Origin of the sequence: Pseudonocardia halophobica, assembly GCF_050948485.1 — a bacterium.
Taxonomy (GTDB): domain Bacteria; phylum Actinomycetota; class Actinomycetes; order Mycobacteriales; family Pseudonocardiaceae; genus Pseudonocardia; species Pseudonocardia halophobica.
This window is the reverse complement of sequence record NZ_CP192046.1, coordinates 2,339,926-2,365,629: the sequence shown is the minus strand read 5'-3', so window position 1 is coordinate 2,365,629 and position 25,704 is coordinate 2,339,926. Positions and strand designations below refer to the sequence as shown.

The following is a 25,704-nucleotide window of genomic DNA, read 5'->3' as shown; positions in this document are numbered from 1 at the left end:
TCAAGCAGATCGGGCGACACGACGACTATAGTTCCGCCATGAGCAACACGGAGCGCCCGCGCGACGGGGGCGTGCAGTCCGTGGACCGCGCCATCACCGTCCTCGAGATCCTGGCCCGCCGCGGGGAGGCCGGGGTCAGCGAGGTGGCCGCCGAGCTCGACGTCCACAAGTCCACCGCCTTCCGACTGCTCGGTGCGCTGGAGGACCGGGGACTCGTCGAGCAGGCCACGGACCGCGGCAAGTACACCCTCGGGTTCGGACTGATCCCGCTGGCCGGCGCCGTCTCCGGGCGGCTCGACGTCACGCGGCTGGGCCGGGAGGCCTGCGAGCGGCTGGCCCAGGAGTTCGGCGAGACCGTCAACATCGCCGTGCTGCAGGACCGGCACGCCGTCAACGTGCACCAGGCCCGCGGCCCCTCGACCGTGCTGACCTACAACTGGATCGGCCGCATCACCCCGTTGCACTGCACGTCCAGCGGCAAGGCGCTGATCGCCTGGCTCGAGCCCGCCGACCTGAACCCGCTGCTCAAGGACGTGCTCGACCATCCGGAGCGGTTCACGGAGAGCACCCTGACCACCCGCGACGAGGTGGTCGCCGACCTGGGGCGGGTCCGGGCGACGGGGTACGCGGTCGTCGTCGAGGAGTACGAGATCGGGCTCAACGCCGTGGCCGCGCCCATCCGGGACCAGACCGGCGGGGTCGCCGCGGCGCTGTCCCTCTCCGGCCCGGCCTACCGCCTCCCGCCGGAGCGCCTCGAGGACCTCGCCCCGACGGTCGTCACCGCCGCCCGGGACATCAGCCGCAGGTTGGGCTGGTGGGACCAGGAGTGATGTAGCCTTACATCATGCACCGCACCCAGGTCCTGCTCGAGGACGAGCAGTACCTGCGCCTGCGCGAGGAGTCGGCGCGCACCGGCCGGTCCATCGGCGACCTCGTGCGCGATGCGGTGGAGAAGCGGTACGGCACGTCGCGGGCGGCCCTGCGCGCCGCTCTCGACGGGGCGTTCGGCGCGGCGGACGAGGGCGAGTTCGACGACCTGGCCGGCGAGGAGTACGTCGAGCGCGCCCGGGGTGCCTGGGCCGATCGCGACGCCCGGCTGGGGTGGACCCGCTGATCCTGCTCGACACGTCCGTACTGGTCGACCTGCTGCGCGGCCACGAAGGCTGCCGGACGGCGCTCGACCGCGCCTACGACGAGGGCGCGCAGCTCGCCGCGGCCACGCTGACGAAGGTCGAGCTGCTGCGCGGCATGCGCAGCCCGGAGAAGGCCGCGCTCCGCGGGCTGCTCGACGCCCTGCTGCTCGTCCCGCTCGACGACGCCGTGGCCGAGCGGGCCGGTGCCTACGCCCGCCGGTACCGGGCGTCGCACCGCGGCGTCGACGTCCCGGACTTCATCGTCGCGGCCACGGCCGCCCACCTCGACGCATCCTTGTGGACCCGGAACGTGAAGCACTTCCCGATGTTCGAGGGCCTCACCGCGCCGTACTGAGCGCGGTCGGTGGCGCTCCGGCACCACCGGCCGCACACGGGCGGGTCAGCGCAGGCGGTCCTGCACCCAGTGGTGGAACTCTGCGATGTGGTGCTCGCTGGGGACCAGCGCGCCGCCGTGGGCGTAGACGCGGCTGGACATCGCGGGCTGGGTGCGCTCGCAGGCGGCGAAGTCCTGCTCGTTGACCCGGTGGAACAGCTCCACGGAACGGTCCAGGTCCACACCGGACTCCACGACTTCCGGCAGGAACAGCCAGTCGCACTCGACCAGCGTGCGGTCCGCCGCGAGCGGGGTCATCCGGTGCACGATGACGTGGTCGGGCACGAGGTTCACGAACACGCCCGGGCGGATTGTGATGGCGTAGTACTTCCGGTCCTGGTCCTCGGCGATCCCGGGGATGCGGGCGTGCCCGGCCGAGCCGTCGACCGTGAAGCCCTGCACCTGCTCGCCGAACTCGGCGCCGTGCCCCACGTAGTACTGCGCGGCGTACCCTTCGGCGAACTCCGGGAGCACCTCGGTGAGCTCCGGGTGGATCGTCGCGCAGTGGTAGCACTCCATGAAGTTCTCGACGATCAGCTTCCAGTTCGCCTGCACGTCGTAGCTGATCCGTCGAGCGAGCTTCAGGTTCTCCACGCCGTAGTGGTCGATCGACTCGACGTCGCCGAGCCGGGTGATCACCGCGCCGATCACCTCGTCCTCGAACGACGGCGGCTGCTCGGCCACGCAGACCCAGACATGGCCGAGCCACTCCCGGACCGCGACGGGCGCGAGGCCGTTGGCGAACCGGTCGACGTCCGGCATCTGCGTGAGGTTCGGGGCGGCGATCAGCTTGCCGGTGAGGTCGTAGGTCCAGGCGTGGTACGGGCACTGCAGCTTGTTCCGCACCTGCCCCGCGGGCTCGACGCACAGCTGCGCGCCGCGGTGCCGGCAGACATTGAAGAAGGCGCGGATCTGCTCGTCCCGCCCCTTCACGACGACGACGGACTCCCGCCCCACCTGCACCGTGCGGTACGCGCCGGGGGCGTCGAGGTCCGCGGCGAGGGCCACGCACACCCACCCCGCCTCGACGATGCGCGCCTGCTCGGCCGCGAAGATCGCGGGATCGGTGTACCAGTGCCCCGGGAGGGTGGGCACGAGGCTGCCGGCGGCGGAGCTCGCAGAGCTCGCGGGGCCGACCGTCGGGGCGGTGACCGGGGGTTGCTCGAGTGCGGTCATGGGCGGAGGCGCTTCCCCTCGGGGTCGAACAGGGGCTCGGCGGCGACGATGCCGGGCAGGCGGGCACCGAAGTACTCGACGGCCACCGGGGTGCCCGGGGCGGCGAGGTCGGCCGGCAGCCAGGCGTAGGCGATGCCGGCGTCGATCGTCGGCCCGTAGGCCGCGCTGGTGACGTACCCGACGGCCGTGTCGCCGGAGTAGACCGGCTCTGCGCCCATGACGACGTCTTCCGGGTCGTCCATCACGACGGGGACCAGCCGGCGGCGCGGCTCGGCCGACACCGCCGCGGCACCCGGGTACTCCCCCGGCTTGACGGCGAACGCGAGCCCGGCCTCGGCGGGCAGGTCCTCGCTGGTCATGTCCACGCCGCTGGCCCGGTAGCCCTTCTCCAGCCGCAGGCTCGTGAACGCGTGCCGGCCCGCGGCGACCATGCCGTGCTCGGCGCCGGCGGCCCACAGCGCGTCCCAGAGCGCCAGGCCCTGGTCGGCGGAGGTGTAGAGCTCCCAGCCCAGCTCGCCGACGTAGGACACGCGCAGGGCGAGCACCGGGACCGCGCCGATGTGGATCTTCTTCGCGCGGAAGTAGCCGAAGGAGAGGTCGTCGGCGCTCACCGACGAGAGGACGTCGAGGGCCCGCGGTCCCCAGAGCCCGACGCCGCAGGTCCCGGCGGTGACGTCCCGGACCGCGACGCCCGCGGGCGCGAGCCGGCGCAGCCGGTCGACGTCCACCTCGCCGTTGGCGCCGACCTGGAAGAGCTCCTCGCCCAGGCGGGTCACGGTGAGGTCGGACAGCACGCCGCCGGTCGCGGTCAGCATCAGGGTGTAGACGACCCGGCCCACGGCGACGTCGACCTTGTTACTGGTCAGGCCGTCGAGGAAGGCGCAGGCGCCGGGCCCGGAGACCTCGACGCGGGTCAGCGGGGTCATGTCGTAGAGACCCACCCGGTCCCGCGTCGCGAGCGCCTCGGCCCCCGCCACCGGCGACCAGTGCCGCGCGGCCCAGCCCTCGCGGGTGGGGATCCGGCCGACCTCGGGCAGGTCCGCGTTGGACTCGAACCACAGCGGCCGCTCCCACCCGCCGATCTCGGTGAACACCGCGCCGAGCTCCTGCTGGCGCAGGTGGAAGGGGCTGGTGCGCATCGGGCGCGGCCCGGCCGGCGGGTCCAGCGGGTGGAGGATGTCGTAGACCTCGGCGAAGTTGCGGGACGCACGCTGCTCCACGTACGCCGGGCTCCGCTGCGCCTCGGTGAAGCGGTTGAGGTCGCAGGCGTGGACGTCGAGCGACGGGTGCCCGTCGACGAGCCACTCCGCCAGCGCCCGGGCGACGCCGCAGGAGTGCGTGACCCACACGGCCTCGGCGACCCAGTAGCCCTGCAGGTCGGGGTGCTCGCCGAGCAGCGGCATGCCGTCGGCGGTGAAGGAGAACACGCCGTTGAACCCGTGCTCGATCTCGACGCCCTCCAGCGCGGGCAGCAGCGCCTGCGCGTCGGCGTAGGCCGGCGCCCAGTCCTCCGGCGTGAAGTCGAACGACGACGGCATCTCGGTGTGCGTCGGCAGGTTCGCCGGGTCGACCGGGATCGGCCGGTGGGCGTAGGAGCCGATGCCGAGGCGCTCGCCGTGCTCGCGGAAGTACAGGTCGCGGTCCTGGTGGCGCAGGATCGGCGCGACGGCCTCCCGCGTCCCCCGGTCGCGCAGCCCCGGCACCGGCGCGGTGCGGGCGTACTGGTGCGCCATCGGCAGCAGCGGGGTGGGCAGGTCGACCAGCGCGCCGGTCAGCGGACCCCAGAACCCGGTGCACTGCACGACGACGTCGGCCGGGAAGGTGTCCTGTTCGGTCCGGACGCCGGTCACCCGGCCCTTGTCGCGGAGGACCTCCACGACCCGCTGCTCGCCGAGGAACCGCGCGCCGCGGGCGATCGCCCGCCGGGCCTGGGCCTCGACCGCCCGGGGAGCCTTGGCCAGGCCGTCCGTCGGGATGTGCAGGCCGGCCAGCACGCGGTCGGCCGGCACCAGCGGGTGCAGCGCCGCGCACTCGTCCGGCCCGACGAGCGCCGACTCCACGCCCACCGAGCTCAGGAACCCGTGCCGGCGCCACAGCTCGTCGACGCGCGCGGGTTCGGTCGCGACCTCCAGGCCGCCGACCGGGTTGAAGCACCACCGGCCGTCGAGGTCGAGGGAGCTCATCTTCTCGACGGTGTACGTCGCGAACCGTGCGAGGGTGCGCGAGGGGCTCGCCTGGAACACCAGCCCGGGCGCGTGCGAGGAGGACCCCCCGGGCAGGGACAGGGCGCCCCGGTCCAGCACGGTGACGTCCGTCTAGCCCCGCTCGGTCAGCTCGTCGGCCACGGCGGCCCCGACGACGCCGGAGCCGATCACCACGACGCGGGGAGAGGTCGTGCCGCTCATGAGGCCACGTACCGGCGCGCGCCCGCGGGCAGGTGCGGGATCTTCTCCGAGAGCTTGACGTACACCGCCCCGTCCTCGATCACCACGGTGTGCGTGCGGACCGGGTACCGGGCGACGAGCCCGTCGGCCTCGCCCGTGCGCAGGTCGAAGATCGCCGCGTGCAGCGGGCACTCGACGGCGCAGTCCTCCACGAACCCGTCGGCGAGGGAGGCGTCGGCGTGGGTGCAGGTGTCGTCGACGGCGAAGAGCTCGCCGTCGTCGGTGTGGAAGAGGGCGACGGGCGGACTTCCGGGGAGGTCCGTGAGTCGCAGGGCGGCGCCGCGCGGGAGATCGGCGAGCTGGCAGGCGTAGTTCATGTGCCGCGTCCTCGAAGGCCGGTGTGACAGGCTCTGTGCGTACTGCGGAACACGCAGCATCACGCGCAACACGTTGAGGCCAGGCGCCACCCACTGTCAAGGTGAGGAGGACAACCGGTAACAGGATGCCCGGAATTGATCCGGGGCGGAAAAGAGCCGGTAACAGGCACTACGCCGGACGGCCGCGCAACACCGGGTGGCGGGGGTGGCCGGCGGTCTCGAGGACACCGGCGGTGTGAGGGGTTCCGCGTTCGGGGGCGCGGGAGTGGCTTCCGCGCTCGGGGGGCGCGGAGCGGAGCCGGGTTCCGCGTTCGGGGGCGCGGGAGGAGTTCCGGGCTCGGGGGGCGCGGGGGACCGGCCGGGTGGGCCCGCCCGACCGTCGAGGGGCCGGGCGGGCGGCCGCGGTCAGCGGGCGCGGCGGCCCCGGTTCCAGCCGCCCAGGATGCCCAGGGCGTCGAGGAGGCCGGCGCTGAACTTGCCGAGTGCGCGTCCGAGGTTCTTCACGTGCGTCTCCCGAGATGCGTGCGGACTGGGGGCGGACACCCAGACGGTCTCAAAAGGGTGACGGCCGTGCACGCCTGGGGGCCACGGGTGGGTGAAGGTCGTGACCCGGGGTCCCCGGAACGACACCGCTGGTCCCCGGCCGTGCCGCGGGCGAGCGCGCCTTCGGGCGGGGTGCCGGGACGGTGCGGCCCGCTGCGGTGGACGTACGCCACGGATCGGTGGGCGGCGCGGAGGGGGGCCGGGATGGGATGCTGGCCCCCGACCCCCGGAGATCGAGAGCAGGAGCGCACGTGACCGTCACCGTCGTCGTCGGCAACCCGAAGCCCGCCAGCCGCACCCTCCAGGCCGGCAGCGCGCTGGCCGAGAAGCTCACCGGCGCCGCGCCCGACCACGTGATCGACCTCGTCGAGCTGGGCCCGGGCCTGCTCGGCTGGGGTGACGAGGCCGTGGCGGCCGCCGTCAAGACGGTGCAGGAGTCCTCCCTGGTCGTGTTCGCCAGTCCGACCTTCAAGGCGACCTACACCGGGCTGCTCAAGCTCTTCCTGGACCAGTTCGCGGGCGGCACCGGGCTGCAGGACGTCGTGGCCGTGCCGCTGATGCTGGGCGCCGGGCCGGGCCACGCGATGGCGCCCGACCTGACCCTCAAGCCGGTGCTCTCCGAGCTGGGCGGCACCTGCGCACTCCCGGGCCTCTACCTCATCGACGCGACCTGGTCCGAGGCGCCGGAGCTCGACGCCTACGCCGAGCGCTGGAAGCCGGTGGCCACCGCCCTGATGGCCCTGCGGTGACCGGACCGGCCGATCCCGCGGTGACCGCCCTGCGCGAGCTCGGCTCGCAGCTCGACCGCACGCTCGACGACCTCGCCGAGGCCCGCCGGCGCGTCGACCAGCTCGAGCGACTGCGCGCCGACGGCATGAGCTGGCACGAAATCGTCACGCAGGAGGAGCGGCCGCTCGTCGTCGAGGCGGTCACCCGCGCGCTCGACGACCTCGGCAGCGTCGGCGGGCGGTTCCGCCGCGAGGAGGCGCGGGCGCTGCACCGCGAGGAGGTGTCGATCACCCGGATCGGCAAGCTGTTCGGGGTGAGCCGGCAGCGGGTGTCGGCGATCCTGCAGGAGCCGCTGCGCCCGCGGGGCGGGGGCGTCAGCGCCGGTCGGTGATCTCGACGCCCAGCGCCGCGAGGAGCAGGGCCCCGACCGGCACGAGCTGGTCGGGGCCGATCCGGCAGCCGCGCAGGGCGAGCGGACCGCGCAGGTCGTCGACCGTCGAGCCGTGCAGGTCCGTGCCGGCCAGCCGGGCGTCCTCCAGCGAGGCCTCGCCGAGGTCGCAGCGCAGGAACGCGCAGTCCTGGGCCGTGAAGCGGTAGAGGTCGGCGCCGCGCAGGGAGGTGTCCTCGACGTGCAGGAACGCGCCCTTCGCCATCCGGAGCCGGGCCAGGTCGGCGCGGCAGCCGGAGATCCGGACGTCGTTCAGTCCGGCGCCGTTCAGCTCGGTGCCGGTGAACCGGCAGTCCGTGAAGGTCACGCGCGTGAACACGGCGTCGTCGAGCACCGCGCCGGAGAAGTCGCAGCGGTGGAACTCGGTGTCGCGGCAGTGCAGCCCGCTGAGCGTCCGGCCGGCGAGATCGGCCCCGGAGAACCGGCACTCGTGCAGCCGCAGATCCGCGACGTGCTCCGGGAAGAGCACGTCCGGCCCCGCCTCGACCCCGTCCCACAGCTCCCCGTCCTCGGGCGCCCCGGTCGCCGGGTCGTACGACGACGGCAGGTCGGGCGGGTCCGGGTGGGTCTTGGTCGTGCGGGTCGTGCGGGTACGGCGAGCCACGTCGCGACGCTACCGGGCCCCTCGCACGGACCGGGCGCCCCCGGCTGCAGGTCCGGCTGAGCGGATCTGCTCTCCGCTGTCACCCCCCGCGGCGCCCACACCCCCGCGGGGTCTGCCCACCCCGCGGGACGTGGCCCACCCCGCGGGTCGCGCACCCCCCGCGGGTCGCGGCACAGCCCGCGGGTCGCGGCCCACCCCGCAGGTCGCGGCACCCCCCGCGGGTCGCGGCGCCCCCCGCGGGTCGCGGCGCCCCCGGCGGGTCGCGGCAGACCCCGCGGTCGCCTCACACCGCGCGGGTCGCGCCACACCCCGCGGGTCGCGCCACACCCCGCGGGTCGGCGCTCACCCGCTGGGACCGGCCCTCGCCCGGTTCAGCGCGCACACCCGCTCGGGCTCCCTCACACACCCGCGACTAGCACGGCACACCCCGTCGACGGGGTGTGCGCCGCCCGGGCAGGCGTGGGAGGCGACGAAACCCGCGACCGCGTGCGGGCCCGGAGCGGCAGCGACACCGCGTGCTGGCCCTGGGAGCGGCAGCGACTTCATTTGGTCCCGGCACCCGCGCTCTCACATCCGCCGAGGCGTCGCACAGGCCGTCGACAGGGTGTGCGGCGACTGCCACGGGTGTGAAGCCGCCCCCGAGCGAGGAAGGCGACACACCCCGTCGACGGCCTGTGCGACGCCCGGGCAGGTGTGGGAGGCGACGGAACCCTTGGCCTGCGTGCTGGCCCCGGGACCGGCCGCGACCTCAGGCGGCGCCGGGACCCGCGCTCTCACAACCGTCGTGACGCCGCACAACCGGTCGACGGGGTGTGCGGCGACCGCCGTGGGTGTGAAGCCGCGCCCGAGCGGATGTGGAGCGCCCGAGCGGGTGTAGATGGCGACCTGGCGGGTGTGCGCGCCCTCCGGGCCGAGCGCGAGCCGCGGCCCGACGGCCGCCCCGCGAATGCGCTGGCATCGTGGGTCGATCCGACACACCCGCTCGGGCTGCTTCCACACGCGCTGCGGCGCGCCACATCCGCCCGGGCTCCCTTTCACATCCGCAAGTAGCGCGGCACACCCCGTCGACGGGGTGTGCGACGCCCGGGCGGGTGTGAGAGCCGGCGGGAGTCGGGACCGCCTACCTGAACTCCGGACGGCGACAGCGGCATCCGGGCAGGAGTGGCCTCCGACGGGACGCGGTACCGGCGCTTTCACAGCCGGTGTGTCGCCCCGCAACCGGTCGAGAGGGTGTGGGGCGAAAGCTGCGGGTGTGGGGAGCCCGCTCCGGCGGGTGTGCGCCATCCTCCGTCCATCCGACGCAATTCGAGGCGTCCGGCCGCGGGCGACGCGCGTCATGCCGCACGTCGCGTGCGACCCGACCGGCTCCTTGACCGCCTCGACCGGCGCGAGGACGGTGGACGGCCCGGCGGGCCACCGGCCGGCGACCACGGCCCGGGGGACCCACCATCCCGCACCACGACTCCACCGCCTCGCTCCACCACACGCCCCACCGCCGCGCGACCCACCACCGCACGACCCACCCCCGCACGACCACCGCCGCACGGCCCACCACCGCACGACCACCGCCGCACGACCCACAGCCGCACGGCTCCGGCGCACGGCTCCGGCGCACGGCTCCGGCGCACGGGCTCCACCATCCGGCTCCACGATCACGGCCCCACCGCCCGCGCCCCACCCCCCGACCCACAGGGAGTGTTCATGTCCTCGCAGACCGGCTTCTTCTCCCGCTTCGGCGACGTGTGGTGCACGGGGAAGGTCGACGTCGTCGACGAGCTCTTCCCCGCCGATGTCGCCTACCACCTCCCGCCCTTCCCCGACATGGACCGGGAGGGCCTGAAGCAGCTCATCACCGGCTTCCACCAGGCGTTCCCGGACTTCTCGCTGACCATCCACGAGGAGACGCGGGACGGCGACACGACCACCGCCCGGTGGAGCTGCACCGCGACCTTCACCGGTGCGTCGCCGTTGCTGCCGTTGGCACCCACCGGGCTCGCCACGGAGGGCTCCGGAGCGCACGTCATCCACTGGTACCGCGACACGCCGATCGAGGTGTGGCACTTCGGGGACTGGCTCGGCTGGCTGCAGCGCTGCGGCGTGATGCCGCCGCTCGGGTAGCCCTTCAGCGAGCGAACCGTCAGCGAGGAAAGCCCTCAGCGAGAGAACCGTCAGCGAGGAAAGCCCCCAGCGAGAGAGCCGTCAGCGAGGGAAGCCCTCAGCGGCGGCCGGCGGTGCGGCGGTGGCGGAGAACCGCGAGCGGCCGGACGAGCAGGGCGGCGACGCAGAGGCCCAGCACGAGGGCGGCCGGGGCGCCGGCCGGGACGGCGGCGAGGAGGCCGGCGGCGAGCACGACCATCACCGCCGCGGCGACCACCGCGAGCCGGACGGAGGGCTCGGCGACGCGGCGCCGCACCCGTCGGACGGGGCGGGCGGACGGTGCCAGGCAGGCCCGGCGGAGCACCCGGAACTCCCGGACCGCCGGCCTCGCGTTAGCCATGTCTAACTGCTACCCCTCGGCACCCCTACAAAACAAGGGAAATCTCAATTTCGGACGCACGCCTCACGCGCCGGGAACCCCCAGCACACGGTCCAGATGGGCGTTGCGGAAGCGGCCCTCGGGGTCGAGCCGGTCCCGGAGGGCGACGAAGGCGTCGAAACCGGGATAGAGCGGGCGCAGCTCGGCGGCCGTGCGGCTGTGCAGCTTGCCCCAGTGCGGCCGGCCGGCGAGCGCCGTCATGACCGACTCGACGGCCCCGAAGTACGCCTCGTGCGGCCGGCCCCGCGGGACGTGCACGGCGAGGTAGGCGGTGTCGCGGCCCGACGCCGTGGACAGCGGGACGTCGTCGGCCGCGGTGACCCGCACCTCCACCGGCACCGTCACGTCCCCACCGTGTCGCGCCGCGGCGGCCCGCAGCCCGGCGAACGCCTCCCCCAGCGCCTCGCGCGGCACCGCGTACTCCATCTCGAGGAAGCGCACGCGCCGCGGGCTGCAGAACACGCGGTAGGAACGGTCGACGTACTCCGGTGCGGCCATCCGCCCCGCCATCAGCCGGTTCAGCCGGGGCACCAGCGTCGGGACCCGCGCGCCCAGCCCGCAGACGGCCGCGAACCCGGCGTTGCCGAGCAGCTCGTCGCCGACCCACTCGGTGGCCCGCCCGCGTCGGGGCCCGTCCGCCACCGTGCGGTTGTTCCGCTTCAGCACGGCGAGCTCGGTGTGCGGGAACCAGTAGAACTCGACGTGGTCGTTCGCGGCGGCGAGCTCGTCCAGGTCGTCGAGGACCTCGGCCAGCGGCAGCGCCCGCTCCACGGCGTGCAGCCGGAACGCGGGCACGGTCTCCAGGGTCACCGCGGTGAGCACGCCCAGCGCGCCCAGCCCGACGCGGGCGGCGTGGAGGACCTCCGGGTTCTCGTCCGGCGTGCAGCGCAGCACCGACCCGTCGGCCAGGACCATCTCCAGGCCCCGGACCTGCGCGGCGATGCCCCGGTACGTCGAGCCGGTGCCGTGCGTGCCGGTGGAGATCGCACCCGAGATCGTCTGCGCGTCGATGTCGCCCAGGTTCGGCAGCGCCCGGCCCTGCTCCCAGAGCAGCGCGTTGAGCGCGCGCAACGTCATGCCGGCGGGCACGGTCGCGAGGTGGCCGTCGAGCGTCAGCCCGGGACCGGTAGGCGGCCGCACCGCGACGCCGTCGGGCACGCCGATCCCGGTGAACGAGTGGCCGCTGCCCAGCGCCTTGACCCGCAGCCCCTCCCGCGCGGCGGCCTTGACGGCCGAGGCGAGCTCGCCGGCGTCGTGCGCCTCGACGACCCGGACGGGCCGGGTCCGCTGGTTGCCCGCCCAGTTCCGCCAGGTCACGACGCGCTCAGTCGACGGTGCCGGCGAGCAGCGGCTCGAACCTGACGTCCGGGAACTTCCGGATCACGACGTCCATCCGCCACTTGTTGCTGAACACCGCCAGCCGCACCCCGTCGCTGCGCACGAGCACCTCGCACTCGGACTGGCGGGCCAGCGCGATCTCGCCCTCCTCGTCCGTGACCCGGGCGACCTGGTAGGGCAGGTGCTCGAGGGTGATCGGGGCGGAGAACTCGGACGCCATCCGGGCGGCCACGACGTCGAACTGCAGGGGTCCGACGGCGGCGAGCACCGGAGCCTGGTCGCCGCGGCGGTCGGACCGCAGCACCTGGATCACGCCCTCGCCGTCGAGCTGCTCGATGCCGCGGCGGAACTGCTTGCTCTTGCCGGCGTCGGCGCAGCGGGCGACCGAGAAGTGCTCGGGCGCGAAGCTGGGGATGGCCGGGTAGTGCACCGGGTCGGCGGCGTAGAGGGTGTCGCCGGGGCGCAGGGCGTTGGCGTTGACCAGGCCCACGATGTCGCCGGGGAACGCCTCCTCGACGGTGGTGCGCTGGTTGCCGAACACGGACTGCGCGTACTTCGTGGCGAACGGCTTGCCGGTGGCGGCGTGGGTGAGCACCATGCCGCGCTCGAACCGGCCGGAGTGGATCCGCAGGAACGCCATCCGGTCCCGGTGCGCCTTGTCCATGCCCGCCTGGACCTTGAAGACCAGCCCGGCCAGCGGGGCGTCGAGCGCGCGCGGACGGCCCTCGGCGTCCTCGCGCTCCGACGGCGGCGGGGCCAGCTCGACCAGCGCGTCGAGCAGCCGGGCGACGCCGATGTTCGACAGCGCCGCGCCGAACAGGACCGGGGTGGCGGTGCCGGCCAGGAAGTCCTTCTCGTCGAACTGCGCGCCGATCTCGTCGAGCAGGGCCAGCTCGTCCTGCGCGGTCGACCAGAACTGCGGCTCCTCGGCCGCGATCACCTCGGCGGGCACCGCCTCGGCCGCGGCCCGGGTGGCCCCGCCGGCGGCGCGGGTGAAGCGGGTGAACTCGCCGGTGGCGACCTCGATCAGCCCGCGCAGCTCCCCCGCGACGCCGAGCGGCCAGGTGACGGGCATCGGCCGCAGCCCGATCGTCTGCTCCACCTCGTCGAGCAGCTCGAGGGCCTCGCGGCCGGGCCGGTCCCACTTGTTCACGAAGGTGAGGACGGGGATCTTGCGCGAGCGGCAGACGTCGAACAGCTTCAACGTCTGCGGTTCGAGGCCCTTCGCGGCGTCGAGCAGCATGACCGCGGCGTCGACGGCCGCGAGCACGCGGTAGGTGTCCTCGGAGAAGTCGCCGTGGCCCGGGGTGTCGAGCAGGTTGATCACGGCGCCGCCGTACTCGAACTGCAGCACCGCACTGGACACCGAGATGCCGCGCTGGCGCTCCATCTCCATCCAGTCCGAGGTGACGCCCTTGCGGCCGGACTTGCCGTGCACCGCGCCGGCCGAGTCGATGACCTCGGCGTGCAGCGCGAGCGCCTCGGTGAGCGTGGACTTGCCGGCGTCGGGGTGGCTGATGACCGCGAACGACCGCCGCCGCCCGGCCTCCGCGAGCACGTCGCCCGCCACCCGCTCGGCCGATCCGACCTGCACCACCTGCGCACTCCCTCCGCCGCGGCCCCGTGGCACGCGTCGTGATCCAGCGTAACCACCGGTCGGGGGTGCCCGGCGGCTGCGGGTGCCGGGCGGATCGTGTCGTCGCGCACCCGTCGGTCCCCCGCGGGTCTTCCGCTCCGGTCGTCCGGGCTGTCACGATCGCCGGGTGGGGACGCTCCTCGAGCGCGCGGCGGAGCTCGAGGCGCTGGAGGAGGCGGTCGCGGGGGCGGCCTCCGGCGCCGGCTCGGTCGTGCTCGTGGCCGGCGAGGCCGGCATCGGCAAGACCAGCCTGGTCCGTGCGTTCGCGGCCCGGGTCTCCGCGCGCGCCCGGGTGCTGGCCGGGGCCTGCGACGACCTGTTCTCCCCGCGTCCGCTCGGCCCGCTGCGGGACGCGGCGCGACACCCCGGCGCGGGTCCGCTCGCCGCGGCGGCGCGGACGGGCGACCGGGAGGCCGTGATGGGGGCCGTCGTCGAGGAGCTGGCCGGGCCGGGCCCGCCGACGGTGCTGGTGGTCGAGGACGTGCACTGGGCGGACGAGGGGACCCTCGACGTGCTGCGGCACGCCGGGCGCCGGGTGCCCGACCTGCCCGCGGTGCTCGTCCTCACCTACCGCGACGGCGAGGCACCGCCGGGCCACGCCCTGCCGACCCTGCTCGGCGCACTCACCGGGCCGGCGGTCCGCCGCCTGACCCCGCGGCCGCTGTCGCCGGCGGCCGTGGCGCGGCTCAGCGCGGGCACGGGCGCCGACCCGGCGGCGCTGCACCGCTCCACCGGCGGCAACCCCTTCTTCCTCACCGAGGTGATCGCGTCCGGGACCCCGGCGGACACCCCGCCCGCCACGGTCGTCGACGCCGTGCTGGCCCGGATCCGGACGCTCGACGACCCCGCCCGGGAGGCCCTGGACCGGCTCGCCGTGGTGCCCGGGGAGGTCGAGCTGTCGCTGGCCAGGGCGGTGGTCGACGACCTCACGGTGGTCGCCGAGGCGGAGCGCCGCGGGATCCTCGAGGTCCGTCCGACGGCCGTCGCGTTCCGTCACGAGCTGGCCCGCCGGGCCGTCGAGGACGCCCAGCCGGTGCTGGGCCGCATGCGGCACCACGCCCGGGTAGTCGCCGCGCTGCTCGCCGCGCCCGGGCCCGACCTCGTGCGCGTCGTGCACCACGCGGTGGCCGCGGGCGACGAGCGCGCCGTGGCCGAGCACGGCCCGGAGGCGGCCGCGCAGGCCTGCCGGGCCGGGGCGCAGACGGAGGGCGCGCGGCTCTACGCGGAGGTGCTGCGCGTCGCGCACCTGCTCGACGAGCCGACCCGGATGGCCGTGCAGGACGCCTACTCGTGGGCCCTGTTCCACGCCGGCGCCGGGGAGGGGGTGCGGGCGGCGGCCGAGGCCGTCCGGCTGCGCGAGGACGGCGATCCCCGGGCGCTCGCGCACGCGCTGGCCGTCCTGTCCGTACAGCAGTGGTCGGACCAGCAGCCGGCCGCGGCCCTGGAATCGGCGACGCGGGCGGCCGGGCTCACCGAGGCCGGCGACAGCCCGGAACGGGTCTTCGCCCTCACCCACCTGGGCACCCTGCTGGTCAACCTGGACCGGGAGGCCGAGGCGCTCCCGCCGCTGGAGGAGGCGGTCGCCGTGGCGCGGCGGGCGGACGGGCGCACACCGCCGGTGCCGCTGGTGTTCCGCGGCCGGGCGCGGATGGCGCTCGGCGACGAGGACGGGTACGCCGAGGCGCGCCGCGGCCTCGCCCTCGCCCGGGGGGCGGGCGACCAGGACGCCGCGATGATGGGCTACCTCAACACCGCGATCGCGCTGTGGCAACGGGGCCGGTACGACGAGATGGACGCGCTGCTGGCCGAGCGGGAGGAGTTCGGGCGCGGCCGGGACTTCCCGTTCTTCGACCACTCCTGCCGCTCCTACCGGTTGCGGCTGCGGGCCCTGCGGGGCGAGTGGGACGCGGCGGAGGCCGGGTACCGGGCGATCCTGGAGCGGTCCGGCGGCCGCGGGGTGCTGCTGCGCTACTGCCTGCCCGGGCTCGCCCTGCTCGCCGTCCGTCGCGGCGACGACGACGCCCCGCGGCTGCTGGCCGACGCCCTCGCCTACGCCGAGGACTCCGGCAGCGCCTTCCAACTGCTCCCGGTGCTCGCCGCGGCCCTGGAGCACGCCTGGCTCACCGGCCGGCCCGCCCCGGCGCACGTCGCCGCCGCTCGCGACCTCCTCGCCCGCACCGACCGGCCGGGCCGGGAGCGGGAACGCGCCGAGGTGCTGCGCGCCCTCGCCCGGCTGGGCGAGCCCGTCGTCCCCTTCCGGGGCTGCCCGCCCGAGACCCTGGCCGCCCTGCGCGGGGACCGGCTCGAGGCCGCGGAGGGCTGGGCGGCGATCGGCGCGCCCTACGAGCGGGCGCTGGAGCTGGCCGCGACGGGGGACCCCGCGCGGGCGGCCGAGGCGCTCGAGATCCTCGACGGCCTCGGCGCCCGACCGGCGGCGGCGCGGGTGCGCGGCGCGCTGCGCGAGCTCGGGGTGCGGCAGGTCCGGCGGGGCGCGCGGGCGGCGACCCGGGCGCACCCGGCCGGGCTGACCCCGCGCCAGGCCGAGATCCTCGCGCTGGTCGCCGAGGGCCGCACCAACACCGAGATCGCCGAACGGCTCGTGCTCTCGATCCGCACCGTCGACCACCACGTCTCGGCCGTCCTCGCCAAGCTCGGGGTCGGGAGCCGCCGCGAGGCCGCCGACTACGTGGCCGCCGCCCGCGCCGGCGCGGATCCCGACGCCGACGCGAGCTGATCCGCCGCGTGCCGGGCCGTCGCCGCGGCGATGGCGTCGGCGTGCCGGCGGTCGAGCTCCCCGTGCCGCGACCGGGCGTGCCGCGCGGCCTCGACCAGGCGCGCGCCCGTCCCCTGGAAGCGGGGCACGACGTACCGGGCGAACAGCTCGTAGCTGCGGGTCGTCGCCGCGGGGCGCGCCCACTCGTGGTGCATCAGCAGATAGGTGCCGAACCCGCCGGACTGCTCCTGCAGCCGCTCGATCTGCGCGATCGCGTCGTCCGGGGTGCCGATCACACCGAGTCCGGTCTCGTTGACCCACGCCAGGCGCTCGTCGAAGGTCGTGCCGACCGCGCGGAAATGCGGCGCGGCCAGGACGTCCTGCGTGTAGTCGGCCCAGTCGTCGAGCCCGAAGCGGACGTCCTCGACGGCCTGCTCGCGCGTCTCCGCCAGGTGCATGGGCCCCACCAGCCGCCACCGGTCGCGCCGCGGCGGCCGGCCGTACCGCGCGCCCTGCTCCTCCATCACGTCCCAGTGCCGGGCCAGCGCGTCGAACCCGGCCCTGGTCGTCGCCCCGAGGGACAGCAGCCCGAGGCCGTGCCGCGCCGCTACCCGGGCCCCGGTCGGCGAGGCGACCGCGGCGGCCGCGACCTCGAGCCCGTCACCGTACGGGGCGAGCTGACTGCGGGCGTCGACGAGCGAGTAGCGGCGCGTGCGGTGGCTGACGGTCTCGCCCCGCAACAGCCGGACCAGCACGGCGACGTCCTCCTCGAAGGCCTCGCGCTGGTCCTCCGGGGCTATCCCGATCATGGTGGCGTCGGTCGGCAGGGCGCCGGGACCGACCCCGAGCAGGAACCGGCCGCGGGCCAGGTGGTCGAGGAACAGCGCGCGGTCGGCCGTCCACAGCGGGTTGTGGTAAGGCAGCGAGACGACGCCGGTGCCGAGCCGCAGGTGCCGCGTCCGGTGCAGGGCGTGCGCGATGAACAGGAACGGGTCGGGGATCAGCTCGCTGCCGCAGGAGTGGTGCTCGCCGATCCACGCCTCGTCGAAGCCGAGCCGGTCGACGAGCTCCAGGACGTCGAGGTCGGCGGCGTAGGCGGCGGTCGGGTTCTGCCCGGCGGGGCAGTGGTACGGGGCGAGGAACAGGCCGAACGACGTGCGGGACACGGGGTTCTCCCTCCGGGTCGGGGTGGTCAGCGGCCGGCGGGGGCGGGTTCCGCGGCGGCCTGCCGCGCCAGGCGCGCGGCCGCCCGCCGGCTCGGCACGCCGAGCTTCTGCAGGATCGCCGAGACGTGGTGGTCGACGGTTCGCACGGACACCACGAGCCGGGCGGCGATCTCGGCGTTGGTCAGGCCCTCCCCCAGCAGCTCGAGCACCTCGCCCTGGCGGGCGGTCAGGCCGGCGGGGTGCGCCCGGGTGTCCGGGCGGGGCCCGCGGGGCACCCGGTCGACGCCCAGGTCGCGCAGCCGGGTGCGGACGAGCCGGGCGGCGGGTCCGGCGCCGAGCTCGTCGAGCACGGTGAGGGCCTCCAGCGTCGGCCCGGGCTCGCCCGACTCGGCGAGCTCGAGCGCCCGCTCGTACGGGTCGCCGATGCGGGCCCACTCCTCCGCGGCGCCGTGCCGGTCGCCGCGCAGGCCGAGCTGGTGCTCGGGGCGGGCGCCGGCGTGGTCGAGCGTGAGCCCGCACCGCCGGGCGTAGCGGAGGACCTCGCCGCGCTGCCGTTCGACGCCCGGCCGGTCCAGCCGCCGCAGCAGCAGCGCGACCCGCTCCTGCTCGGCCCCCGGATCGCCGGCGAGCCACGCCCGCTCCAGCAACGCCAGGCCGGCCGGCACCAGCACCGGCAGGATGTCGGTGCGCTCGGCCAGCGCCCAGGCCCGCTCGAGCAGCCCCTCGGCCTCCGGGTCGCCGCGCCGCACGAGCAGCCGCCCCAGGTGCGGCAGCGTCTCCCGGTGCAGGATGCCCGCCTGCGGCGCCGCCTCCAGCAGCTCGCGGAACCCCTCCTCCGCCTCGTCCCAGCGGCCCTCCTGGGCGCGCAGCTGGCAGAGGTGCGCCTCCAGCGTGTAGCCGTGGGCCCGCAGCTCGATGCCCGACGTCCGCGCGGCACCCAGCTCGGCGTACCGGCGGACCGCGTCGTCACGGCCGAGCCGGCGGGCGGACTTGACCAGGGCCGTGTAGCCCAGCGCCACGAACTCGCGCTGGTCCTCGGCCGACGCGTCGGCCACCCCCCGCTCGAGCAGGTCGAGGCCTGCGGGATCGCCGAGGAACGCGGTCGCGAGGCCGCGGTAGATCGCGCGGACGGAGGCCAGGGGGCCGGACCCGCCCAGCGCGTCGAGCTCCGCGAGCCCCTCCCGCTCGCGGTCGGCCAGGACCAGCAGGAAACCGCGGTAGGACCGGGCGAGCTCGACCACCTCCGCGTCGTCGGCGGCGCGGGCGACCTGCACGGCCTCCTCGATCGTCGCCGCCGCTCCTGCGACGTCGGCCGCGAGGTAGCGGTGCCACGCGAGGCCGACGAGGGCGCGGGCCAGCGGCGCGGCGTCGTCGAGCCCGCGCCGCAGGGCGACCGCCTCCTCGGAGAGCGCGACGGCCTCGTCGAACCGCAGCGCGTTGTACAGCTCCCAGGCGTGCTCCTCGGTGACCGCCGCCCGCTCCTCCGCGCCGAGCAGCCCGGCGTAGGGGCGCAGCTGCTCGTAACGGGACAGCGCCTGCTGGTGGGCGCCCGCCCGGGCGGCCCGGCGCGCCGCGTCCGGGCCGTGGGCGGCGACGGCGCCGGCGTCGCCGCAGAGCACGGCGTGGTGGAGGATCCGCGCCTCGTCCCGCGGTTCCTGCGCGAGCAGCGCGGCCAGGACCGCGGCACCCAGGCCGAGCCGGCGGGCCCCGGGCAGCACGTCGGCGACGGCCATCCGGGACAGGTCGTGCCGGAAGTCCAGCCCGCCGTCCGCGAGCTCGACGATCCCGCGCCGCTCGGCCGGCTCGGCGTCGCTCGCCCAGTCCGGGTGGACGGCGTCGAGCAGGGCCCGGTCGACGCGCGCGGGGACGACCGCGAGCAGGTCGAGCAACGTGCGGGTGCGCTCGGGCAGCGTCGCCACGCGCTCCAGGACGACGTCGCGGACCGAGGCGGGCACGCCCTCGTCCTCGGCCGCGAGCATCTCGGTCACGAAGAACGGATTGCCCTTGGTCACGGCGTGCAGCCGCAGGCCGAGGCCCGACCCGCCGGCCAGTGCGGACACCGCCCGGGCCGAGAGCGGGGCCAGGGCAAGCCGGAGCCCGCCGGGCGGCCGGACCAGCGCGAGCAGCCGGCGCAGCGGTGAGCCGGGCAGCACCTCGTCGTCGCGGCAGGTCAGGACCACGAGCGCGGGCAGGGTCTCGACGCGGCGGGCGAGGAAGGCCAGCGCGTCGACGGTCGCCTCGTCGGCCCAGTGCACGTCCTCGATCACGAGCACGGTGGTGGGGACCGAGACCTCGGCCAGCAGGAGGTCGCGCACCTCGTCCGCGGAGCCCGCGGCCAGCGCGGCGGCCAGGTCCGTCCGCGCCTGCCGCGCGACGTCGTGGAACGGGCCGTGCTCGCGGGCCGTCAGCAGGTGGTCGCACGAGCCGTGCAGGACGCGCACGGCCCCGTCGGCGGCCGCCGCGGCCGTGAAGGCCCGCACCAGGCTCGTCTTGCCGATGCCCGCCTCGCCTGCCACGAGCACCACGCGGCCCTCGCCGCCCTGCGCGTCGTTCAGGGCCGTGCGCAGCGTCGCCAGCGCCGCCTCGCGTTCGAGCAGGTCCCGCCGTCCCACCACCGTGCCTCCCCCGCATCGCCGCCGGGCACCGAGTCTCGCAGCGGGGCGGCGGACCGGACATGGGTGACCGACCACCTAGGTACCGCCCACAGGTGCCCATCTCCCGCCGCTACGCAGAACTCCGTATGGAGCCGGGGCGGTCGCCGGACCACGGTCACCTCGTGGCCGCGACGGGGCGGCCCGCCCGGGTGAGGAGCACCGCCATGACCGACACCGCACCAGCCGACACCGCACCGTCCGGCTCCGCACGGCCCGCCCTCGGCGGCTTCCACCACTTCTCCGCGACGGTGAACGACGTGGAGGACAGCGCGGCCTGGTACGAGCGTGTCCTGGGCCTGCAGCGGATCCCGGCCTCGTTCCCGCACGCCGACGAGGCCCGCTCCGGCTACGGCGTGGTCCTCCTCGACGCGCAGAGCGGGGTCATCCTGGGTCTGCATCATCACGAGGGCCACGAGCGCGCCCCCGCGGACGAACGGCGGACCGGCCTGGACCACATCGCCTTCGCGGTGCCGGAGCGGGCCGACCTCGACCGCTGGGCCGAGTGGCTCGACGGGCTCGGGATCGCGCACCGCGGGGTCGTGGACGAGACCGATCCCATGCCGTACTCCGTGCTGGTCTTCCGCGATCCGGACAACATCCAGCTCGAGCTCGCCCACATGCCCGGCTGACGCGCGACCGCGGCCGAGATGGGTGGCCGTCGCGCCGGGATGGGTGGCCGGCACCGATGAGCCGCGGCACCCCGGCGCCCGATCCTCGTCCCGGGGCCGCCACCGGGGAGGCCACGGGAGGGCGGGGCCATGACGACGACCACCATCACGGCGACGCGGACGCACGAGGCCGGGCTCGCCCGCGTGCAGCGGCGCACCCTGGCCGTGCTGGTCGCGGCGCAGGTCGTCGGCGGGGCGGCGGTGAGCACCGGGGTCGCGATCGCGGCGCTGACCGCGGCCCGGCTGTCGGGCTCCGACGTGGTCGGGGGCCTCGCGCTGACCTGCACGGTGCTGGGCGCGGCGCTGGCCGCGGTGCCGCTCGCCCGGACGGCGTCGTGTCTCGGGCGGCGCGCCGCGCTCGTCGGCGGCTGGGCGACGGCGACCGTCGGCGCCGCGGGCGGGGCGCTCGCGGTGGTCCTCGGGAGCTGGCCGCTGCTGCTGCTGGCGTGCGTGCCGTTCGGGACGGGGACTGCGACCGGCCTGGCCGCCCGGTTCGCGGGCACCGACCTCGCCGCCCCGGACCGGCGGGCCCGCGCGCTCGCCGTGGTCCTCGCGGCGACGACCGTCGGCGCCGTCGGCGGGCCGCTCCTCGCCGCTCCGGCGCAGCGCGCGGCCGCCGCGGCCGGCCTGGTCCCCGGCGCCGGGCCCTACCTGCTCTGCACGGTGCTGTTCGCGTCGGCCGCGACCACCGTCGCCGCCGGCCTGCGCCCGGATCCGCTGCGGCTCGCCCGCACGCACCACCGTGCCGCGGAACCGGGGCCCGAGGAGCCGGGGGCGGGTGCGCCGATCGCGCCCCTCTCCCTGGCCCTCGCCGTGGTGGTCGTCGCCCAGCTGGTGATGATCGCCGTGATGTCGATGGCGCCCGTCCACCTGGAGCACGGCGGCGCCGGGCTGGGGGTCGTGGGGCTCGCGATCGGCGCGCACTCGGCCGGGATGTACGCCCTGAGCCCGGTCTTCGGCTGGGCCACGGACCGGTTCGGTCGGCTCCCCGTTCTCGCGATCGGGGCGGGCCTGCTGGTGGCCGCCGGCGTCGTCGCAGGCACGGCCGAACCGCACGACCACCTCCGCCTGACGGCCGGGCTCGTGCTGCTCGGGCTCGGCTGGTCCGCGGCGCTGGTCGCCGGGTCGGCGCTGCTCGTCGACGCGGTGCCGCCGGCCGATCGGCCGAGGTGGCAGGGCCGGGCGGACATCGTGGTGAACCTCAGCGGCGCGCTCGGCGGGTCGGTCGCGGGCCTCACCGTGGCCGCGACCTCGTACGAGGTGCTGGCCCTGGGCTGCGCCGGGCTGGCGGGCGGGGTCCTGCTCGCCGTGCTGCGCCGGGCCCGCCCCGCCTGACGTCGTCAGGCCCGGGCGGCCACCGCGGCCTCGAGCGCGCGGACCATCGGCCCGAGCCGGGCGCGCTCGGGCTGGACGGTGGGCACGCCGTGGGCCTCCAGCGGGGCCGCGGTCACCGGCCCGACGCAGACCACGAGGGTGCGCCGCAGAGCCCCGACCACCTGCTCCCGCAGGTCCCGCTCGTCGGCCCGGCGCAGCAGGCCGCCCACCGCGGGCGCGCTGGTGAAGGTCACGGCGTCGAGCCCGCCCGCCAGCAGCCGGTCGGTGAGGTGGTCCACGGGGCCGAGGTCCGCGGGCAGCTCCCAGCGGTACACCGGCACGGTGACGACCTCGGCGCCGGCGGCCGACAGCGCGTCGACCAGGTCGGTCAGCGGGTCCCCGTGCAGCTGCAGGGCGATGCGCAGGCCGGCGACCCCGCGGTCCAGCAGGTGCTCCAGCACCTCGGCGGACGACTCGGTGGCCGGGGACCAGGCGTCGGTCAGGCCCGCGCCGCGGATCGCCCCGCGCGCCTTCGGCCCGCGGGCCAGGATCTCCGCGCGGCCCAGGGCCGCGACCAGCTCCTCCCGCAACCCCCACCGCTCGGCCGCGGCCAGCCAGCCACGGAACCCGACCCCGGTCGTCGCCACGACGACGTCCGGCGGCGCCGCGAGCAGCCCCCGGGTGACGTCGACGATCCGCTCGTCGTCCTCGACCTGGACGATCCGCACCGCCGCGCCGTGCAGCACGCGGGCGCCGCGCCGCTCGAGGAGCCCGGCGAGCTCCTCCGCCTTGCGCTCGGCCGTCACCCCGACGGTGAGGCCGTGCAGGGGCGCGGCCTGCGGGGAGGCCGTGTCCGTTCCCGACGCTGCTGCCATCGGAGCATGGTGACGGGCCGGGGGCCCCGACGACGAATCGGGCACCGCATCGTCACGCGACGGTCACACCGGCGCCGCGAGTGGATATCCGCGCGTCGGGTAGCACCCCCGTATGAGCCGTGACGAGGACCCGCGCCCCGAGCGGGTGCGCACCCTGCACGACACGACGACCGAGGAGCGGTCGCCGGCCGCACCGCCCGGGTCGGAGCCCGACGACCAGGCCGAGGGCGTGGAGCCCATGGCCGAGGTGCCGGGCGGCCCGCAGGTCGACGTGCCCGCCGCGCAGGGCCACATGCCCGAGGACGACTCCACCGAACGGGGCCGCGGCTGACGGTCCGGCCGTCCCGAAGTGCCCCGGGCCACGTGAGAACGGCGGGGCACCGGGTACGGGCCTGCCATGACCACGCAGCAGACCCCGCTCGACAGCCCGCTCGGCCGCACCGGCGAGCCCGGCCTGCCGCTCGCCTCCGGCCGCGACACCCTGCGCGTCGCGGGGGCGATCCTGCCGATCGTGGCGCAGGGGGTGATCGCGCGGCGCCGCAGCGTCGTCGCGCTGGCCGGCAAGCTCGACACCGACGGCCGCGGCGTCCGGACAATGCAGGACCTCGCGACCCGCTACGGGTCCGGCCCGGTGCGGCTGCGGCTGCCCGCGCGGCGGGCCGCGCTCGTGCTCGACGGCGAGGGCGTCCGGCGGGTGCTCGACGGGACGCCGGACCCCTTCGCACCGGACACCTGGGAGAAGCGCAAGGCGCTCGGCCAGTTCCAGCCGCACGGCGTGCTCGTCTCGCACGGCGAGGTCCGCGCCGAGCGGCGCCGGTTCAACGAGGCCGTCCTCGACAGCGGCCACCCGCTGCACCACAACGCCTCGGTGATGGCCCGCGCCGTCGCCCAGGAGGCCGAGCAGCTCGGCCGCGAGGTCGACCGCAGCGGCGAGCTGGACTGGGACGCCTTCATCCGCGCCTGGTGGCGGGTCGTGCGCCGGGTCGTGCTCGGCGACGGCGCCCGGGACGACCACGACCTCACCGACCAACTGACCCGGCTGCGCAACGCCGGCAACTGGTCCTTCCTGCTGCCGCGGCAGCGGGCCCGCCGGGAGCGGTTCCGCGACCGGGTGCGCGCGCACCTGGAGCGCGCCGAGCCCGGCAGCCTGGCCGAGATGATCGCCCGCACCCCGGCCGACCCCGAGGTCGATCCCGTCGACCAGGTGCCGCAGTGGCTCTTCGCCTACGACCCCGCGGGTGCGGCGGCGCTGCGGGCCCTGGCCGCGCTCGTCGCCCACCCCGCGGAGCTCGCCGCGGCCCGCGAGGAGATCCACGACCGCGACCTCGCCCTGCCGCAGGACCTGCCCCGGCTGCGTGCCGCCGTCCTCGAGTCGGTGCGGCTGTGGCCGACGACGCCGTTGCTGCTGCGCGAGACCACCCGTTCGGTCCGGTGGGACGACGGCGAGCTGGCGGGGCGGACGGTGTTGATCATCCCGACCTGGTTCCTGCACCGCGACGGCCGCACGCGTGCCGACGCGAACCGCTTCGACCCCCAGCAGTGGCTCGACGGCGCCGCGCAGGAGGACCCGGCCCTGGTCCCGTTCAGCGCCGGTCCGGGCCGCTGCCCCGGCCGTGAGCTGGTCCTGTTCACGACGTCGTTGTTCCTGGCGCACCTGCTGCGCGGCCGGGAGCTGGAGCTCGCGGTCCCGGAGCTGGACCCGCAGGCGCCGTTGCCGGCCGGGGTGGACCCCTTCGCCGTGCGACTGCGGGTGCGACCGACCGGGTGACCTGCGGTGTGTACCGCCGGGCGCCGGGGGTAGCCGAGGGCCATGACCAGCTCACTCCATCCAGACCAGCGGGGCGGGCCCGCCCGACCGGACCCGGCCGAGCTGTCCACCGCCGACCTCCTCCGGCAGCTGTCCGACCAGGTCCGGACCCTCGTCACCGACGAGGTCCAGCTGGCGAAGGCGGAGGTGACGGCCAAGGGCAAGGCGGTCGGCATCGGGGCCGGGCTGGCCGGCGCGGGCACGATGCTCGCGCTCGCCGGCGGTCTGGCGTTCGTCGCCGCCGCGATCGCCGCGCTGGCCCTCGTGCTGCCGGTGTGGGCGTCGGCGCTGATCGTCGGCGCGGTGCTCGTGGCGCTCGGCGGCGTGCTCGCGCTCGTGGCCAAGAAGGAGATCAGCCGGGCGACCCCGCCGCTGCCCGAGCAGGCCATCGACAGCACCAAGAAGGACGTCGAGACGATCAAGCGGGAGGTCCACCGGTGAGCGACCCGACCCCCGAGGAGCTGCGGGACCGGATCGCCGCCGAGCGCGCCGAGCTCGGCCGCACGGCCTCGGCGCTGGCGGACCGCGTCGACGTCGGCTCCCGGGCCCGCGCCGCCCGCGACCAGGCGACCGACCAGGTCAAAGCAGGTGTCGGGCAGGCGACCGAGCAGGTCAAGGCGGGCGTGGGCCAGGCGACCGAGCAGCTCAAGGCGGGTGTCGGTCAGGCGCAGGTGGTCGGGCGCGAGGTCCTGACCCGGACCGCCGGGACGGCGAAGCAGGCCGTGGGCAGCCTCGACTCGGCGCTCGGGGGCCGGGACCGCACGTCGGCCGTGGCCGCCGGAGCCGGAGCCGCCCTCCTCGCCGTGCTCCTGGTCGTGCTGCGCAGGCGGCGGCGGTGAGGGTGTCGTCCGGGACGGGATGAGGGGCGCGGTCCGTGGGGATCGCGCCCCTTCGTCTGTGCGGGGCATGGGCGCGGTGTGGGGCTGCGTGGCGCGTTCGGGGTCGACGGTCGGGCGGTCGGGTGCTCGCATCCGGCCGGGTGTGCAACGACGGCAGCGTCGACTGCACTGCCGACTTCGATCATCTCGACCTCGGCGGCGGCGGTCCTGTTCCCGCGACATCTGCGGGGGCCGCTGTCGGCATGACGGCGGCGAGGTGGAGGCCCCGCCGCGGCATTGCTCGGCCACCCAGGTCATCTGAGCTTGTTCGTGGGGAGCGGTGAGGGAGACGCGACGAGCGGTCGAGGCTCTGCGACACCTGCTCGTGGCG

At 76.0% G+C, this 25,704-nt stretch carries 22 protein-coding genes and 1 pseudogene; 13 read left to right on the top strand and 10 right to left on the bottom strand.

Annotated features, from left to right (window positions below; translation table 11 throughout):
* The first annotated feature begins 38 nt into the window (after window positions 1-38).
* Genes ACQP04_RS11400 through ACQP04_RS11390 form a run of 3 tightly spaced genes read left to right on the top strand, consistent with a single transcriptional unit; the run spans window position 39 to window position 1,488 of the window.
* The gene (locus tag ACQP04_RS11400; RefSeq protein ID WP_433507018.1) at window positions 39-830 is read left to right on the top strand and encodes an IclR family transcriptional regulator; all 792 of its coding nucleotides are present in this window, start codon (window positions 39-41) and stop codon (window positions 828-830) included.
* A gap of 14 nt (window positions 831-844) precedes the next feature.
* The gene (locus tag ACQP04_RS11395; RefSeq protein WP_433507017.1) at window positions 845-1,114 is read left to right on the top strand and encodes a ribbon-helix-helix protein, CopG family; all 270 of its coding nucleotides are present in this window, start codon (window positions 845-847) and stop codon (window positions 1,112-1,114) included.
* Window positions 1,102-1,488, top strand: coding sequence for a PIN domain-containing protein (locus tag ACQP04_RS11390; protein WP_433507016.1), 387 nt, complete (start codon window positions 1,102-1,104; stop codon window positions 1,486-1,488). Before ACQP04_RS11395 ends, ACQP04_RS11390 begins: the two co-directional genes overlap by 13 nt.
* A gap of 45 nt (window positions 1,489-1,533) precedes the next feature.
* Here the strand turns inward: ACQP04_RS11390 and ACQP04_RS11385 are convergent, their stop codons facing one another.
* The 3 genes and pseudogenes from ACQP04_RS11385 to ACQP04_RS11375 form a co-directional block, all read right to left on the bottom strand.
* Entirely contained in the window at window positions 1,534-2,703 is a 1,170-nt protein-coding gene (locus tag ACQP04_RS11385; RefSeq protein ID WP_433507015.1) for an aromatic ring-hydroxylating oxygenase subunit alpha, read from the bottom strand.
* A pseudogene (locus tag ACQP04_RS11380) lies at window positions 2,700-5,108 on the bottom strand (GcvT family protein). The gene ACQP04_RS11385 and the pseudogene ACQP04_RS11380 overlap by 4 nt, the downstream one beginning before the upstream one ends.
* Window positions 5,105-5,464: a bifunctional 3-phenylpropionate/cinnamic acid dioxygenase ferredoxin subunit gene (locus ACQP04_RS11375; RefSeq protein WP_433507014.1), complete on the bottom strand. Its 360-nt coding sequence runs from the start codon at window positions 5,462-5,464 to the stop codon at window positions 5,105-5,107. Before ACQP04_RS11375 ends, ACQP04_RS11380 begins: the two are co-directional and overlap by 4 nt.
* Before the next feature lie 794 nt (window positions 5,465-6,258).
* Between ACQP04_RS11375 and ACQP04_RS11370 the strand changes: the two genes are divergently transcribed.
* A complete protein-coding gene (locus ACQP04_RS11370; protein WP_433507013.1) occupies window positions 6,259-6,756 on the top strand; it encodes an NADPH-dependent FMN reductase in 498 nt (165 codons plus the stop codon).
* Window positions 6,753-7,127 carry a hypothetical protein gene (locus ACQP04_RS11365; protein ID WP_433507012.1) on the top strand — a complete coding sequence of 125 codons (375 nt, stop codon included), beginning with the start codon at window positions 6,753-6,755 and terminating at the stop codon, window positions 7,125-7,127. Before ACQP04_RS11370 ends, ACQP04_RS11365 begins: the two co-directional genes overlap by 4 nt.
* On the opposite strand, the gene ACQP04_RS11360 is transcribed toward ACQP04_RS11365, so the two are convergent.
* On the bottom strand, window positions 7,111-7,788 hold the full coding sequence (locus ACQP04_RS11360; protein ID WP_433507011.1) for a pentapeptide repeat-containing protein: 678 nt from the start codon (window positions 7,786-7,788) through the stop codon (window positions 7,111-7,113). The two genes, ACQP04_RS11365 and ACQP04_RS11360, sit on opposite strands and share 17 nt — an antisense overlap.
* A gap of 1,701 nt (window positions 7,789-9,489) precedes the next feature.
* Here ACQP04_RS11360 and ACQP04_RS11355 point away from each other — a divergent pair.
* Window positions 9,490-9,906 (top strand): ester cyclase, encoded by a 417-nt coding sequence (locus tag ACQP04_RS11355; protein WP_433507010.1) that lies wholly within the window; start codon window positions 9,490-9,492, stop codon window positions 9,904-9,906.
* Between the two features lie 97 nt (window positions 9,907-10,003).
* On the opposite strand, the gene ACQP04_RS11350 is transcribed toward ACQP04_RS11355, so the two are convergent.
* The 3 genes from ACQP04_RS11350 to ACQP04_RS11340 all read right to left on the bottom strand — a co-directional run bounded on the left by ACQP04_RS11350 (window position 10,004) and on the right by ACQP04_RS11340 (window position 13,256).
* Window positions 10,004-10,285, bottom strand: coding sequence for a hypothetical protein (locus tag ACQP04_RS11350; protein WP_433507009.1), 282 nt, complete (start codon window positions 10,283-10,285; stop codon window positions 10,004-10,006).
* 63 nt (window positions 10,286-10,348) lie between these two features.
* Window positions 10,349-11,641 carry a D-arabinono-1,4-lactone oxidase gene (locus ACQP04_RS11345; RefSeq protein ID WP_433507008.1) on the bottom strand — a complete coding sequence of 431 codons (1,293 nt, stop codon included), beginning with the start codon at window positions 11,639-11,641 and terminating at the stop codon, window positions 10,349-10,351.
* Window positions 11,642-11,648: 7 nt separating this feature from the next.
* The gene (locus ACQP04_RS11340) at window positions 11,649-13,256 is read right to left on the bottom strand and encodes a peptide chain release factor 3 (protein WP_433508346.1); all 1,608 of its coding nucleotides are present in this window, start codon (window positions 13,254-13,256) and stop codon (window positions 11,649-11,651) included.
* Between the two features lie 169 nt (window positions 13,257-13,425).
* On the opposite strand from ACQP04_RS11340, the gene ACQP04_RS11335 reads away from it, so the two are divergent.
* The gene (locus ACQP04_RS11335) at window positions 13,426-16,032 is read left to right on the top strand and encodes an ATP-binding protein (protein ID WP_433507007.1); all 2,607 of its coding nucleotides are present in this window, start codon (window positions 13,426-13,428) and stop codon (window positions 16,030-16,032) included.
* Here the strand turns inward: ACQP04_RS11335 and ACQP04_RS11330 are convergent.
* Together ACQP04_RS11330 and ACQP04_RS11325 are read right to left on the bottom strand one after the other, a co-directional pair.
* Window positions 15,981-17,177, bottom strand: coding sequence for an LLM class flavin-dependent oxidoreductase (locus ACQP04_RS11330; RefSeq protein WP_433507006.1), 1,197 nt, complete (start codon window positions 17,175-17,177; stop codon window positions 15,981-15,983). The genes ACQP04_RS11335 and ACQP04_RS11330 overlap by 52 nt on opposite strands.
* A 26-nt stretch (window positions 17,178-17,203) precedes the next feature.
* On the bottom strand, window positions 17,204-19,792 hold the full coding sequence (locus tag ACQP04_RS11325; protein ID WP_433507005.1) for an ATP-binding protein: 2,589 nt from the start codon (window positions 19,790-19,792) through the stop codon (window positions 17,204-17,206).
* A gap of 203 nt (window positions 19,793-19,995) precedes the next feature.
* Between ACQP04_RS11325 and ACQP04_RS11320 the strand changes: the two genes are divergently transcribed.
* Both ACQP04_RS11320 and ACQP04_RS11315 read left to right on the top strand, forming a co-directional pair.
* Window positions 19,996-20,460 carry a VOC family protein gene (locus ACQP04_RS11320; RefSeq protein WP_433507004.1) on the top strand — a complete coding sequence of 155 codons (465 nt, stop codon included), beginning with the start codon at window positions 19,996-19,998 and terminating at the stop codon, window positions 20,458-20,460.
* A 129-nt stretch (window positions 20,461-20,589) separates the two neighbouring features.
* Complete coding sequence (locus ACQP04_RS11315; protein WP_433507003.1) at window positions 20,590-21,834, top strand: MFS transporter; 1,245 nt, start codon at window positions 20,590-20,592, stop codon at window positions 21,832-21,834.
* A 5-nt stretch (window positions 21,835-21,839) separates the two neighbouring features.
* Here the strand turns inward: ACQP04_RS11315 and ACQP04_RS11310 are convergent, their stop codons facing one another.
* Window positions 21,840-22,688 (bottom strand): uroporphyrinogen-III synthase, encoded by an 849-nt coding sequence (locus tag ACQP04_RS11310; RefSeq protein ID WP_433507002.1) that lies wholly within the window; start codon window positions 22,686-22,688, stop codon window positions 21,840-21,842.
* Between the two features lie 112 nt (window positions 22,689-22,800).
* Between ACQP04_RS11310 and ACQP04_RS11305 the strand changes: the two genes are divergently transcribed.
* The 4 genes from ACQP04_RS11305 to ACQP04_RS11290 all read left to right on the top strand — a co-directional run bounded on the left by ACQP04_RS11305 (window position 22,801) and on the right by ACQP04_RS11290 (window position 25,334).
* The gene (locus ACQP04_RS11305) at window positions 22,801-23,019 is read left to right on the top strand and encodes a hypothetical protein (protein WP_433507001.1); all 219 of its coding nucleotides are present in this window, start codon (window positions 22,801-22,803) and stop codon (window positions 23,017-23,019) included.
* Window positions 23,020-23,085: 66 nt separating this feature from the next.
* Window positions 23,086-24,456, top strand: a complete 1,371-nt coding sequence (locus tag ACQP04_RS11300) for a cytochrome P450 (protein ID WP_433507000.1) — start codon at window positions 23,086-23,088, stop codon at window positions 24,454-24,456.
* Between the two features lie 42 nt (window positions 24,457-24,498).
* Window positions 24,499-24,936, top strand: a complete 438-nt coding sequence (locus tag ACQP04_RS11295) for a phage holin family protein (RefSeq protein WP_433506999.1) — start codon at window positions 24,499-24,501, stop codon at window positions 24,934-24,936.
* Window positions 24,933-25,334 (top strand): DUF3618 domain-containing protein, encoded by a 402-nt coding sequence (locus ACQP04_RS11290; protein ID WP_433506998.1) that lies wholly within the window; start codon window positions 24,933-24,935, stop codon window positions 25,332-25,334. Before ACQP04_RS11295 ends, ACQP04_RS11290 begins: the two co-directional genes overlap by 4 nt.
* Window positions 25,335-25,704 lie beyond the last annotated feature (370 nt).